Raw genomic sequence first — 13,715 nt, forward strand, 5'->3', positions numbered from 1 at the left:
GCGAGATCGATGGCCATTTGGCGAAATTCCGCCGTAAAGGTGCGAGGGTTTTGCCGTGTCATTGGTGGATTCCTTTCCCGTATAGGTATGATAGCATACATGTCTATACGTTCAGGACCACATCATATATTTATCCCCCCTTCTTCGCCGTGTTGATGCGTCCCTTGGCCATGCTTCCATGGGAGAGTGCACGACTGATCTGGTTCGTGGGCAATAGCGTGCTCCTTGGTGTTTGTCTTGGACAGCTTGGTCGTTGGATCAACGCATCATGGAAACGTATTGTGGTTACAATCAGCGTGTGTTTCATGATCCCAGCGTTCTATGATACGCTGCTCCTCGGGCAAATCAATATTATCCTCCTCGCGCTGCTCCTCCTGCATTTTCGATCTCTTGAGCAAGCCCAAACAGCGCGTTCTCGCATATTGAGTGGGATGATCTTGGGGATCACTGCGGGAATCAAGATTTTTCCAGTGTTCTTTGCAATTCCGCTCATGCTACGAAGACAGTGGGCAGCATGCGTAGGAGTCTGTCTTGGCGGGATAGCGACGCTGGGCATTGGGATGATCGGAAGTGGAACAACGGCGACAACGATCCAGTTTGTCCAAGACATCCTGTTGGGATTAGAAGGAACAAACATTGCTGATCAATCCGTTTGGGATGTAATGGGCCGACTATTTGAGCCACACACGTTTACCTATGCGTATCAATCAGCGACGAATAAAGTTACGGTGACGCTTCAGCCGCTGATCGATGCGGGATGGGTCGGAACGCTGATTGGAACCATGATATTCCTGCTAATTATCGGGGTAACGATCCGAACACGTGTCCAGCAGCGGTCATACACGAATACACAATCAATCTGGCTTGATGGCTCTATGAGTATTATTCTGGTTATGCTTTTTTTACCCGTTGTACATGATCATTACCTCTCGCTGCTGTTAATTCCTGGATTTACCATGATACGCTATGGTGCCGATTGGGTCTGGTCGAAACCACAGTATCTTATGATTGGCGGATTGATACTCGGTGCACTCATTCTCCAACGCTATTGGCGGGTATTGTTAAATATCTATCCATCCCCCTTGGTTTTAGCATGGGGATTTCTCGCCACGAGTCTGCTCTGGGGCATGTATCTGTATTGGCAGCGAAATGGGCCGATTACAGAAAGCCAAAAGTAGTTCATTCAATGATGATTCCAACATGTGAATGAGAGAGGATGCCTGGTGAAGTAACGGTATCTCCGTTGGTATTTGTTGGAGCGAGCCCGCCCCACTTGATGGTGGAGCGGGCTCGCTTGTATTCAGTATAGTCAGTACCTTAAGAGCACTAAATTGAATACACTTTGTTGGCGAATTAGTAAGCTCGGTATTTATATCGTATTATTTATAACTCCAGTTCAATCACTGTAATGCCCTTGGCATCGGCCACGGCAAAACGCTGGTTGGCTTGATCAAAGGCAATCGGTGGGATGGCTTGATCAAGCCTGCCGATCATGCTGTGGGTTTGGCGGCCTGTGGCTAAATCGCGCCAGCGTTGCACAACCTTGCCCGTAGTGCAATCGAATACCTTAGGATGATCGTAAAAACCAACCACATAGCGTTCACTCAGCGCCATGGCTGTGCCGACAATCTCCTCGGCTTCGACGGTGGCGCGAAATTGGCGATTGAGCAGATCGTAGTAGCCAATGCTATGTGCGCCGCGCCGTTGTACCAGCGTATCAACTAAATCGGCACTCAGGTTGGCAAATTCATCGGTGATGATCAGCAGGGTTTGTTCATCTAAAAAGCTGACTGAGCTAATATCAACCTTAATCGGCGGGCAAAAGCCTTCGGTATCGAGGATTTGCGGTTGTGCCCAGATTTCATCAACGTTGTAAATTGCCACGGTATGGGTCGGCTGCCACTGCCAACCAGCGCTCACCAACCATTTACCTTTAGGGCTAACACTCAGGCGCGAATGAAAAATCTCGACTGGCTTGCGTTCAGCTTCATTCAACCGCCGGCTGGTAGCAACATCTTCAAGCTCAAGTTGATTGTATTTTTCGGGGCAATGCACCAATACTTCATTTAAATCGGCATGTTGAAGAATCGCGATGGGATATTCATAGCTATCGGCGTAGTAGTAGCTGCGGTTAATTTCGCGCACAATTTGGCCATTGTTAAGCACTAAACCTTTTGTGCCTAGGCGCTGATAAATCACCACGACCTCACCTGAAGCCGATTGCATCACCGCATCAAAGCCAAATGGATAGACGGTTGATGAACGTTTAATCGTGCCATCAAGCTGATAGCGAGTGCCACCAGCGACCCAATCGATCAACATGTGATCATGCCAACACAACGAGCGCACATTCGGCGCGGTAATCCGATATTCACGAAAATTCATATAAACCTCAGCTATTTTGGGCAATTCAGACTAAAACAGCAGCTATGCCACGTTAATAAAATCATTGCAATAAGTCTATTGCATCGCATTAACTGCTATGGTATACTTCTGTAACGTTTCAGAAACACTGCCGTTGCTTGAGCGTTTCTCCTCAGAAAGGTCGTAGGGCAAAGTACGGCAAACACTGCGCCAACGACTTGGATGCGCTTACCTCGCGTGTTCGAAGCATACTCTCCTTGAACGTCCAATCCAGTCGCCTTGATTCTCCCGATCGGGGCTGCTGGGTTGGAGGTTGTCAGCGTTAGCAGCGTTGTGAAAGGAAGCCAATGTATAGCACCACCAAAAATACCAAAACCCGCGAACAAATTGCCACACTGGTGGCCCATGCCTTTGCGGGCACGCAGCTTGCACCCCACGAACAAGCGATTCAAGAACTCAAAGATGGGTGGTTTAATGCTGCCTACGCCATCAGTTTAGCCGATGGTCGCGAAATTGTGCTCAAAATCGCCCCGCTACCTGATGCCGACGTGCTGAGCTACGAGCACAATATTATGCAAACTGAAGTCGCGGCCATGCGCTTAGTCCAGCAAAATCCAGCGATTCCTGTGCCAACAATTTATTTTTTTGACGAAAGCTTGAGCATCTGCGATTCGCCCTACTTTTTTATGCAAAAAATTGCTGGTGATAATCTCGAACATGTGCGGGCAACGCTTGAGCCAGCAGTCCAGGCCGAGGTTGATCAGCACATCGGGGCGATTATCCACGAAATTAATCAATTCAAAGGCAGCTATTTTGGCTACCAAGGCAACCCCGAACTACGCGGCACTGCTTGGAAAGCCACATTTATCAGATTAATTGATGCCTTGTTGGCTGATGGTCAGCGTAAAAACGTTAAATTTGAATATAGCTATGCTGAAATTCGCGCGGCTGTATTGAAGCATGCCGCTGCGCTCGATGAAGTTACCACGCCCTATCTGGCGCATTGGGATGCCTGGAACGCCAACTTTTTTGTGCAAGATGCTAAGGTTGTGGGGATCATTGATTTTGAGCGGGCGCTGTGGGGTGATCCCTTGATGGAAGCCCAATTTCGGCCATTCTCGGGCGAAAGCCTGAGCAATTTTATGCAAGGTTATGGCAAAATAGATTTTACGCCTGCTGAAGAACAGCGCAATCAACTGTATTCATTATATTTAGCGCTGGTGATGGTAATCGAATGTTACTATCGCAATTATGATACTGATATTGTGCGCACGCTTGCCCGCCAACTGCTCACCACAACCATGGATTGGCTCAAAGCGCACTAGGGTGGATGGCAACAGCAAGCATTAAAAAACTAGGAACCGCTCCCATTATCCAAATAGACTGCGGGAGTATGGCATAAAAGGGTCGCGTTATGGCAGCATTGACGATTGAACAAATTGCAGAATTGGCGCATGTCTCGATTGCAACGGTTTCGCGGGTGCTGAACAATCAGCCGCATGTACGGGCCGAAGTACGCGAACGAGTGCTCGCTGTGATGCAGGAGCATCATTATACCCCACATGCAGCGGCACGAACCCTGGCGGGCCAACGCCCCAAAGTGATTGCGGTCTTTATTTCGCGTACCACCGCCACAATCTTTCGCAACCCGACCTTTTCGCACCTACTTCAGGGTATGACTGAAGCTTGTAATGCCAAGGGCTATGTCTTGATGGTCTCGCTGGATAGCGCCAATCGGGCCGATGATCCAGCGACCAAATTGCTGAATGGCCGCAGCGTCGATGGTCGAATCGTGATTCCCAATACGATCAATGATCCGTTGTTACCGCAACTGATCGCCGATCGTGTGCCGATGGTGCTGGTGGGCAAACATCCCTTGCTACATCATATCGTTAGCGTCGATATTGACCATTTTGCAGGTAGCTATCAAGCAGTGCATCATCTGCTGAAACTTGGGCATCAATCGGTTGGCATGATCGTTGGCTCGTTGCATGCACTAGCCACCCACGATCAGATTGAGGGCTATCAACAGGCCTATCGCGAGGCAGGCTTGCCAATTCACCCAGCATTAATTGCGACTGGGAATGAAACTGAACAAGGCGGCCAAGCGGCAATTGATCAATTATTAGCCTTGCAACCACGGCCAACCGCGCTGTTTGTCAGCAGCGCCGTGATGGCCACAGGCGTGTTGCAAACCTTGCATACCCAAGGGCTGCGCGTTCCCGATGAGATAACCGTGGTCTGTTTTGATGATGTGCCAACCGCCGCTAGCCTCAACCCCAGCATGACCTCGCTGCACCAACCAATGTACGATCTTGGCGCGACCGCCGCCAATGTGTTGATTGACATGATCGAAGGCAAAACTCCAAGCAGCGAAAATACCATCCTGCCAATTAGCATGATCGTGCGCCATGAAAACGAGGTTTGGGGTGGCTAATAGATAATCCAAATTAATTGCAGTTCTCCAGACTTAAACAGAATTTGGATATTTCGTTGGATTCTTGTTTAGGGGGTGCAGGGGGATGAAAACACCCTGCGTTCCCCGCCTTGAGGCGGGGCGGAGGGGTGGTGAATAATGTTCACCCAAAAATTCGCGAAATACCATCCCGCCAATGAGCATGATCGTGCGCCACGAAAACGAAGTTTGGGGCGGCTAACAATGTTAAGGAGTGGGGAGCGCGATTGGATTCTGTTCAATAATCGTGCCATCTGTTCCCACAACCTCTAGCCGAATTGGCGGATTATGTTTGGGCATGACCAAGCCAGTAATTGTATTCCCAGTGACAACCAAGCTTTTACCATCGCTCAATATAATCCGCAGCTGCTTAATCGCTTCGGGATGTTGAATATAGCCATAGCCAATGTAGGTTGGTTGTCCACCATCATTGCTGAGATAGAAACCATACGGCTTCTGAGGGCCAAGAATATCAAGCGACTGGCTACGAATTGAGAATTCACCTAAAGTTTCAACCCCAGTCAAGAGACCAATCGCTTTGCCTCTTGCTGAATCAAGCTAATACACAAACATCATTCCATCGTTAAGCCCTGCCACTGGATACATTTGAATATTCTGAATCTGCTCATTCTGAAATGGACTAAGAATGATTGACTCAATCTTCCGTGGATCAATGCCAGTAATTGGCGAAGGAGTAAGCGGCTGGATCGTTTGTTGCTGGCTACACCCGATCAGGAGTAACAACAGCACTATACCTGCGATTAACCGTTGCATAACCTACTTTCTTTGATCATCCCTCGGGCTTCGATCAATACCTATGCCACGAGGGATGATCAAATTTAAGTTCAAATTGTGCGCCACGAAAATAAAGTTTGAGGTGGCTAGTATTTCAACTCGATCACAGTAATTCCGGTTGCATCGGCTACCGCAAACCGCCGATTAATTGGATCGAAAGCCATCGGCGGGGGAACCGCTTCAAGATGATGCATAATGCTGCTGATTTGTTTGCCTGTTGTCAATTCGGGCCAGCGCTGAATAACCTTGCCAGTGGTACAATCGAACAGTTTGGGGTGGTCGTAAAACCCAAGCACATACTGCTGATCGAGCGGCATAATCAGGCCAACTTTTTCCTCGGCCTTGACGATTGAATCAATGTGATTGGTTGTGAGATTATATCGGGCAAGGCATTGCTTTCCAAGGTTATAAAAGGGCGAATCCTCGATCTGGCCTTCCCAATCCAGTAGTTCACCTGTGACCAGCAGCAATGTTTGGTCATCAATAAAGCTGGCAGTATTAATTTCGACATCGCTGGCCAAATCAACATTGCGGTAATCTAATATCTGTGGATCAGCTAAGGCTTGATCAAGCTGATACAGGCCCAAGCTATCGATTGGATGCCAAACCCAACCCGCACTCAAGAACCATGTTTGCTTAGGACTGATGGTCAAACGCGAGTGAAAGAAATCGCTCGGTTCGCGTTGCACCGCATTGGTTAAGCATTCGCCAGTCGCTAAATCTTCAATTTCAAGCATATGCCGATAGCGCGGACAATGACCCAACAACTCTCGCCCATCGGGATGTTGCAAAAAAGCAACAGGGTATTCATAGGCATCAGCATAGTAGAAGCTACGGTTAATTTCGCGTACAATTTTGCCGTGATGCAGCAACACACCCTTAGTTCCTAGGCGCTCGTAAATCACGACCCATGCGCCTGATGCTGATTGTAACGCCGCATCAAAACGATAGGCATAGCCCACCGAAGATTGTTTGCATGTGCCATCAAGCTGATAACGATGACCACCAGCCGCCCAATCGATCAAGGCGTGTTCATGCCAAACCAACGAACGCACGCGTTGAGCAGGAATACGATACTCCTGATAATCCATAAGATACTCCCTTCAATCCAATTTCGTAGGCCAATCCCAAAAAAGCCCTGCTGCTCAGTCGAGTAGCAGGGCTGAATTTTACTCTTCGGCAGGCAAGGGTGCTGGCACATAACGGCCTTCGACCTTCTCGGCTAGCACAAAATAAGGGCCAGTGCGCATCCAGCCAAACAACCACAAATCTAATTCCATCAGCAACGTGATGGTATAGAGTGCCCAGTAAATTGGCGAGCTTTTGGTTAGGTGGCGACGCATCGCGCGGCGAGCGACAATTTCGCGCTGTGCCCCAGCCGAGGCATTCACAGCCTCGTCGGTTAGCACGGTTGCGCTGGCAGCCTTGGCGGTTCTGCGCTTGGCAATCAGCGATTCACCAAGTTTCATCAGCACATGCTCAACAAACGAGGTAAACACGCTATTCCAAAATACGACTTTGACCGGTTTCAAGCCTGCTTCAACCAAAGCCGCCTCAACATCGTCCCAGGTTTTGAGATCTTTGATGTGGTCGGATTTACGTCGCGCTTCACGCTCGAAATCGTAGACCCCTTGCTTGACAAAGAATTTGCCCAAGCGCTTGGAGATATTGATAATCGGCTGAATTGGCGACATTTCGCGGGTATTGGAGAAAATCGCCACCCGCCCGCCAACTTTCAAGACCCGCGCCGTTTCCACCAAATAATCGTGGATGACATCGCGTGGGAAGTGTTCGAGCACATCGACCGAGAGCGATTTATCGAACGCCCCATCGACAAACGGCAAACGTCGCGAATCAGCTTGCGCTAATTCCATCTCGGCTAAAGCTTGGTCGGCGAAAAGCACCGCTGGATCGCTGCCAACCAACAGCCCAACTGCATCGGCATTCCACAAGCCAAAACGCCCGTTACCACAGGCATTATCAAACACAATATCGGTTGGCTTAAGCTCGAGCATGCGCCGAATTTGGCGATGGCGCACGCCTGCTGCCAACAAAGGGGGAGCCATCTCACGATAATCCAGCTCCTCGCCCATGCTTTCTTCTTCGGAGACATATTTTGAAATATAATCAAATTCGGTTTGTCGCGGCATTAAATCAATATAGCCCTTGTGAATGGGATATTGATTGCGGCAGCCAGCACATAACACATACTCAGCATACACCGCCAAATCCCGTGAGTTACACGTTGGGCATTGCAACAACCGATACAGTTCACGTCCAACCATTGATTAACTAACCTTTCTGTTGTCGTAGCAGATCTATCGCCGCGAGCTTAAAAAACCAATTGCTTGGTGATTTTAGACTCGCAGCAAGCCGCGAAATCCGCGTGCGGCATAGTACGATTCGGCTCCATTGTGATAAACAAACACCCGGTTGTAGCGGCAATCGCCAAAAATTGCCCCACCAAGGGAGCGAATTTCGGGTGGGGTTTGCAGCCAACTTGATGTTTTGGTATCGAATGTGCCGAGCGTTTGCAAAACTCGGTAATCGGCCTCGCTAAGCAATTCAATGCCCATTGCCGCTGCTATATCGAGGGCATTACCGGTTGGTTTATGCTCTTTACGAGCTTCCCAACTTGCCCGATCGTAGCACAGGCTGCGCCGACCTTTGGGGCTTTCAGCAGAACAATCGAAAAATAGATAGTGATTGGTTTGCAAATCATAGCCAACCACATCTGGCTCGCCACCAGTGCGCTCCATTTCGTTGAGCGACCAAAGTTTGACTGGCTGGGCTATGAGTTTGGCCTGAATATCTGCCCACACCAACCCAGCATGGCGCTGCATGTTTTGCTCAAACCGCACCAATAAGCTGGTCAACAGGTCATCGGATTGTTCAGGCGCTAAGACTTCTAATGGATTATTCATAGCGATCGCACCTCTGCTTAACTGCTTGGTGTGAATGAATCGGCATCAAATTAACTTGGCTAAATTTGCATCTAGCTAGCGTGCTAGTATAGCAGAAATTCGGCGTTTGCTAGCGATTTAGGCCAGAATAACCTGATTGTGCTATCATGCTGACTGAGCGTTTGTTCTCAAATTGTGAGTTTAACCTATGCCTGTTTTAATTCAATTAACCACTGCCGACCACGGCGGGCGGGTAGCCACTGGCAAATGTGGCACTGCCGAATGTGGCGTGAGTTGCAATTGTGGTTGCCCATATACCGCGATGGAAAGTCGTGGGCGCACCGAGGCAATCGAAATCATCGAAGCCCAATATCCCAATCAATGGCTCGGGTTAGTCATCCCACCTGAAGAAGATGAGTTTACACCTGAACGAGCGATGTTGGTAGCCCATTCGTACGATGATAACGAAGTGTGGGATGCAATGAGCCGTGTGACCCATAACCAAGTGGTCCATGTCTATTTTAATGGCCAATACAATGATGATTATGTCGACTGGGCTGATAGCGAACCCGCTAGTTATGGCAGTCGCTTGACCCAAGCATCACCTTTCGGCGGCGAGATGATTAGCTTGATGCCACTATGACAATCCAACAAACCCAACGTTTATTAAATGTGCAAATTCTGGGGATGCTCGATTACAACACTGCTTGGGAATTGCAACGCCAACTCGTGAGCCAACGCAGCGCCGAAACGATCCCCGATACCTTGGTGTTGCTGGAGCACCCTGCCACCTATACAATTGGGCGCTCGGGTGGCTACGACCATCTCTTGGTCAGTCCCGAAACCCTGCAACAACGTGGTGCAGCCTTGATCGAAGTTGATCGCGGTGGTGATATTACCTATCATGGCCCAGGCCAGTTGGTGGGCTACCCAATTTTGCAAATTCGCGATCATGGCCGCGATTTACACCACTATTTGCGGATGTTGGAAGAAGTAATTATCGAATTGTTGGCTGAATATGGCCTGAATGCGAGGCGCTTCCCTGGCTATACTGGCGTGTGGGTTGGCGATCGCAAAATTGCCGCAATTGGCGTGCGCTCGAACACCCGTGGCGTTACGTCGCATGGCTTTGCCTTGAATGTAACCACCAATTTGGATGATTTTGCCGCCATTGTGCCATGTGGCATTCACGATTATGGCGTAACCTCGTTGGCCGAATTATTGCCAGTTGTGCCAGCCTTCAGCGAGGTGCAACAACGGATTATTCAGATTTTCCTGCGCGTGTTTGATCTGCATTTGATCGAGCCTGTTTAGCCGAGGAACCGCAACCATGCCAACCATCCTCTCTGTATGGGCGCACCCCGATGATGAAGCATTTGGACCTGTTGGGGTGCTAGCCCAAGCCCATGCTGCTGGCTATCGCACGGTCGTTATTACCGCAACCCATGGCGAATTGGGCCAAATTAGTCCAGAGATAGAGCTTGATCCTACCCAATTAGGCTCGGTGCGCTTAGAAGAACTCCATCAGGCCTGCCAAGCAATTGGAGTTGATCGCAGCATCGTCTGGGATTATCCTGATGGTAGTTTGGCCTTGGCGAATGCCACCGAATTGCGCGATAAGATTGTGGAAGTGTTGAACGCTGAGCAACCAGCAATCGTGCTGACCTTTGGGCCTGATGGAATTTATGGTCATCCTGACCATATTGCGATTAGCATGGCCACAACTCAAGCCTTTGCCCAATATTTGGCTTTGCATCCAACAATTGATCAGCCGCGCTTGTATTATCAAAGTGTTGCGCCCAATAGCCCGCGCTCGGTCAACGCAGCCAGCAGCGACAAGTACCCCGACCCATTGCCAGCCACCACGATTATTAATGTAAGCGAATATGCTGATACCAAACGGGCGGCCTTAGAAGCCCATGCGACGCAACGCCACGATTGGCAACAATTCCTCGACCAAGCCGATTGGTTTCATACGGTCTATCTCCATCGCGTGTATCCTTCGTTCGGATTGAACGATCAGCCAGAAACGACACTTTTTGCATGAACACCAAACTTGAAACTAAAGCCCAAACAACGGCTGGCCGCAGTATCGCGCTAGCCGCTTTGTTATTAATGGTTGGCAATTTCGCCAGCCGCATCCTTGGCCTTGTCCGCGATAAAGTCATTAACCACAATTTTGGAGTTGGAGCCGAAACCAGTCTCTACTCGTTACTCAGTGCTGTGCCAACCCAACTCTACGATTTTTTAGTTGGTGGATTGGTCAGCGCCGCGCTGGTTCCAGTCCTGACAGATTACATCGATCAACACGATGACGGCGATCTTTGGCAGATTATCAACACCATTTTAACCATGCTGGGGTTGGTACTGGGCTTGCTTGGTGGCTTGGTCTGGATCTTTGCCGAGCCGATTAATCAGGTACTAGCCGCCAAAATCGTGGCCAGCCCAACCATGCTTAGCCTTGGGGTGTCGATGCTGCACTCGATGGTGATTGCGGTGGTGTTTATGTGCTTGTCGGGCGTACTAACAGGCTTATTACAAGCTCAACGCCGCTTTTCATTGCCAGCGTTCACTTCAACCGTCTTTAATTCGGCCTTGATTGTGCTGATTTGGTTTTGGCCGCAGGATGCGCGGGTGTTGGGTTGGGCCATGGTTGCTGGAGCTTTGGCCCAAGTAACCCTACAACTGCCAGCCCTACGGGGGGCACGGCTACGCCCGATGTTGCACTGGAAGCATCCAGGCGTGCGACGAATTGGCTTGCTGTATGCGCCAGTTGCGCTTGGCATCAGCTTTTCATTTGTAGGCACGCTGATTGATCGCCAGCTTGCGGGCAGCATCGATCAACAATCGGCGGCCTATATGCGCAGCGCCACGACCTTTATTCAATTTGCCCTAGGCTTGGTGGCAGCGGCGATCTCGATTGCAATTTTGCCAACCTTAGCGCGGCTCAACAGCGATGGCGACGAGGCTGGTTTTCGGCGCATTTTAGGCATTGGTTTGAAAGTGGTGCTGCTCTTAATTGTGCCAATGTTGGTGATTTTTGGCTTGCTCGGCGAATCGGTAGTACGGATTTTGTTTGAAGGTGGCAAATTTACCGCCGAAAACACGCGCATCACAGCCTTGGTATTGCTAGCCTATTTGCCAAGCATGCTGGCCTCCGCGATCGATCAGCCATTAATTTTCGCCTTTTATGCCCGTAAACATACCTTGTTGCCCAATTTGGTGCAAGCGCCAGCAATTGCCAGCTATTTTTTAGTGGCTGGTTTGAGCTATCGCGCTTGGGGTATGTATGGCTTGATTGCTGGCAACGTGGCTCAACTCAGCGTCCATGCCTTGGTGATGGCAGTGGTTGCTCATCGGCGTTTGCGGGTGTTTGATGGTCAGGCCATGCTCCAAGCGAGCGCCAAAATTGCCAGCGCTGCCTTGGTGATGGCAGTCAGTTGTTGGGGAATCCTACAATTGTTGCCGACAACCCCAAGCAAATTCAATGCGCTCGTGCTATTGCTCGTGGCGGGTGGTGGCAGTGGTTTAATCTACTTGGGGCTATTGTGGTGGCTCAAACTTGATGCGCTGCAATTTTTTGGTGCAGCCCTGCAACGCAAATTCAAACGCAAAGCCGCTTAAATGCGCAATGGCGGAGTTTAACCCTCCGCCATTGTCAAAATAACAAACTTACTTACGCCGAAAGGTATATTCGATGCCCTGTTGCAGCGTGCTATAGGTTACGACGCTACGCAAATCGAGGCCAACGCTGACGATGGTTTGGGCAATTTCAGGGCGCAAGCCCGTCAATACCATGCGTGCACCGAGCAGCTGAATCGCTTGCGAGGTTTGCACCAGCAACGACGCAACGTAAGTATCGAGCACTGGCACACCAGTAATATCAAGAATCACAAAATCAGCGCGATATTTGCCAACCCCAGTTAATAGCGCCTCGGTCATGCGTTGCGCACGCTGCTGATCGAGCGCCCCAATCAACGGAACTACCAACACCTGATCATTTAAAGGAATCAGCGGGGTTGAAAGCTCATCGAGCAAGGCTTGTTGCAAACCGATCAGCTCGTTTTGTAAACGCTCACGCTCGCGAATATCCTGTTGATGGATACGAATTTCTTGGCGCAATTTGAGTTCGGTCATCAACAATTCAGCAAATTCATGCAAAATATCCAGTTCATCAGCCGTCCAAACCCGTGGCTTGCCATCGATCACACAGAACGAGCCAAGCACATGGCCACCACTGCGAATCGGCATACCTGCGTAGCTAATCACGCCTAAATCGGGGATAGCCAAATTATCGTGAACTAAGGGATGTTCGCGGGCATCAGTCACGATTAATTCTTGGCCATTGCTGACAACATGTTGGCAAAACGAATGGGTTAACGGGGTTTCGCGGCGCTCAGCCCATGGCTCAGCCAACCCAATATGGCTTTTAAAATATTGCCGATGATGTTCAACGAGCGACAGTAACGACACTGGTGCTTGCAAAACCTTGCTTGCTAAGCGGGTCAAACGATCAAAAGCTGGGTCGAAAGAAACATCAAGTAGCCCAAGCTCTTGCAATGTCTCGGTTCGTTCAGCATTGTTCAGCTGTGATCCTGATCCTGAGGACATATGCCAGCATCTCCAAAATAAAAGCGTTATTAAAAACAGTACCAGAGTTATTAACATTCCACAATGGCCGCGATAGGGTAACCATGTGGGGGAAAACCGAAGGATGAATTATGAGGGATGAGGGATGAAGATCATTATTTAACCACGAAGAACACCAAGGGCACACATGTTGGGTTGGTTGGCAACTTGGAATATCGTTAAACCTTCACGATCTTCGTGGATCAAGGTTTAACGCAGAGGCGCAGAGAGCATTTAGAATTCAGGAGCCACAGCAATCAGAGGTCAGGATTGATGCTTGGGCAAGCTAATTCAAAACTGACTCCTCATCCCTGAATCCTGGCCCTTCACCCCTTGGCGTTCTGCTTGGTTTCGTTCTTCGTGCTACAGATCGGGCTATAATGAATGTATCGATTTATTGATTAAGGAGTTGATCGATGCAAATCACTATTACCTTTTGCATGTATACGCCTGATGTGAGTGATAACGAAAAAATCCCTTGACAAAGCAAGACGGAAGTCCCACGATGGATGTGCTTACCAACCATCAACAGGAGTTCCGTCAATGCCCAGTATACCATTTTCTGATGT

General features: G+C 49.5%; 14 protein-coding genes. 7 read left to right on the plus strand and 7 right to left on the minus strand.

The window, feature by feature from the left end:
* Positions 1 to 1,178, plus strand: a 1,178-nt coding sequence (locus ABEB26_RS26160) for a glycosyltransferase family 87 protein (protein WP_345725042.1), incomplete at its 5' end; no start/stop codon positions are given.
* Positions 1,179 to 1,383: 205 nt separating this feature from the next.
* Here the strand turns inward: ABEB26_RS26160 and ABEB26_RS26165 are convergent.
* Positions 1,384 to 2,385 (minus strand): hypothetical protein, encoded by a 1,002-nt coding sequence (locus ABEB26_RS26165; protein WP_345725043.1) that lies wholly within the window; start codon positions 2,383 to 2,385, stop codon positions 1,384 to 1,386.
* A gap of 326 nt (positions 2,386 to 2,711) precedes the next feature.
* Here ABEB26_RS26165 and ABEB26_RS26170 point away from each other — a divergent pair, with 326 nt between their 5' ends.
* Positions 2,712 to 3,689, plus strand: coding sequence for a phosphotransferase family protein (locus tag ABEB26_RS26170; protein ID WP_345725044.1), 978 nt, complete (start codon positions 2,712 to 2,714; stop codon positions 3,687 to 3,689).
* An 89-nt stretch (positions 3,690 to 3,778) separates the two neighbouring features.
* Entirely contained in the window at positions 3,779 to 4,801 is a 1,023-nt protein-coding gene (locus tag ABEB26_RS26175) for a LacI family DNA-binding transcriptional regulator (RefSeq protein ID WP_345725045.1), read from the plus strand.
* 225 nt (positions 4,802 to 5,026) lie between these two features.
* Here the strand turns inward: ABEB26_RS26175 and ABEB26_RS26180 are convergent, their stop codons facing one another.
* The 5 genes from ABEB26_RS26180 to ABEB26_RS26200 form a co-directional block, all read right to left on the minus strand.
* Positions 5,027 to 5,344, minus strand: a complete 318-nt coding sequence (locus tag ABEB26_RS26180; RefSeq protein WP_345725046.1) for a hypothetical protein — start codon at positions 5,342 to 5,344, stop codon at positions 5,027 to 5,029.
* Between the two features lie 33 nt (positions 5,345 to 5,377).
* Positions 5,378 to 5,593 (minus strand): hypothetical protein, encoded by a 216-nt coding sequence (locus tag ABEB26_RS26185; RefSeq protein WP_345725047.1) that lies wholly within the window; start codon positions 5,591 to 5,593, stop codon positions 5,378 to 5,380.
* A 107-nt stretch (positions 5,594 to 5,700) separates the two neighbouring features.
* Positions 5,701 to 6,705, minus strand: coding sequence for a hypothetical protein (locus ABEB26_RS26190; RefSeq protein ID WP_345725048.1), 1,005 nt, complete (start codon positions 6,703 to 6,705; stop codon positions 5,701 to 5,703).
* A gap of 78 nt (positions 6,706 to 6,783) precedes the next feature.
* A complete protein-coding gene (locus ABEB26_RS26195) occupies positions 6,784 to 7,899 on the minus strand; it encodes a class I SAM-dependent methyltransferase (RefSeq protein WP_345725049.1) in 1,116 nt (371 codons plus the stop codon).
* Positions 7,900 to 7,971: 72 nt separating this feature from the next.
* Entirely contained in the window at positions 7,972 to 8,538 is a 567-nt protein-coding gene (locus ABEB26_RS26200; protein WP_345725050.1) for a DUF4256 domain-containing protein, read from the minus strand.
* 187 nt (positions 8,539 to 8,725) lie between these two features.
* Here ABEB26_RS26200 and ABEB26_RS26205 point away from each other — a divergent pair, with 187 nt between their 5' ends.
* From ABEB26_RS26205 to murJ, 4 genes are read left to right on the plus strand one after another with little or no spacing between them, the layout of a single operon-like run.
* On the plus strand, positions 8,726 to 9,160 hold the full coding sequence (locus ABEB26_RS26205) for a hypothetical protein (RefSeq protein WP_345725051.1): 435 nt from the start codon (positions 8,726 to 8,728) through the stop codon (positions 9,158 to 9,160).
* The gene (lipB, locus tag ABEB26_RS26210; RefSeq protein WP_345725052.1) at positions 9,157 to 9,831 is read left to right on the plus strand and encodes a lipoyl(octanoyl) transferase LipB; all 675 of its coding nucleotides are present in this window, start codon (positions 9,157 to 9,159) and stop codon (positions 9,829 to 9,831) included. The genes ABEB26_RS26205 and lipB overlap by 4 nt, the downstream gene beginning before the upstream one ends.
* 16 nt (positions 9,832 to 9,847) lie before the next feature.
* On the plus strand, positions 9,848 to 10,564 hold the full coding sequence (locus ABEB26_RS26215; RefSeq protein WP_345725053.1) for a PIG-L deacetylase family protein: 717 nt from the start codon (positions 9,848 to 9,850) through the stop codon (positions 10,562 to 10,564).
* Positions 10,561 to 12,141, plus strand: coding sequence for a murein biosynthesis integral membrane protein MurJ (murJ, locus tag ABEB26_RS26220; RefSeq protein ID WP_345725054.1), 1,581 nt, complete (start codon positions 10,561 to 10,563; stop codon positions 12,139 to 12,141). The genes ABEB26_RS26215 and murJ overlap by 4 nt, the downstream gene beginning before the upstream one ends.
* Before the next feature lie 48 nt (positions 12,142 to 12,189).
* Here the strand turns inward: murJ and ABEB26_RS26225 are convergent, their stop codons facing one another.
* Positions 12,190 to 13,128: a GAF domain-containing protein gene (locus ABEB26_RS26225; protein WP_345725055.1), complete on the minus strand. Its 939-nt coding sequence runs from the start codon at positions 13,126 to 13,128 to the stop codon at positions 12,190 to 12,192.
* Between the last annotated feature and the right edge of the window lie 587 nt (positions 13,129 to 13,715).

The sequence above is a fragment of the Herpetosiphon gulosus genome (assembly GCF_039545135.1).
Taxonomy (GTDB): domain Bacteria; phylum Chloroflexota; class Chloroflexia; order Chloroflexales; family Herpetosiphonaceae; genus Herpetosiphon; species Herpetosiphon gulosus.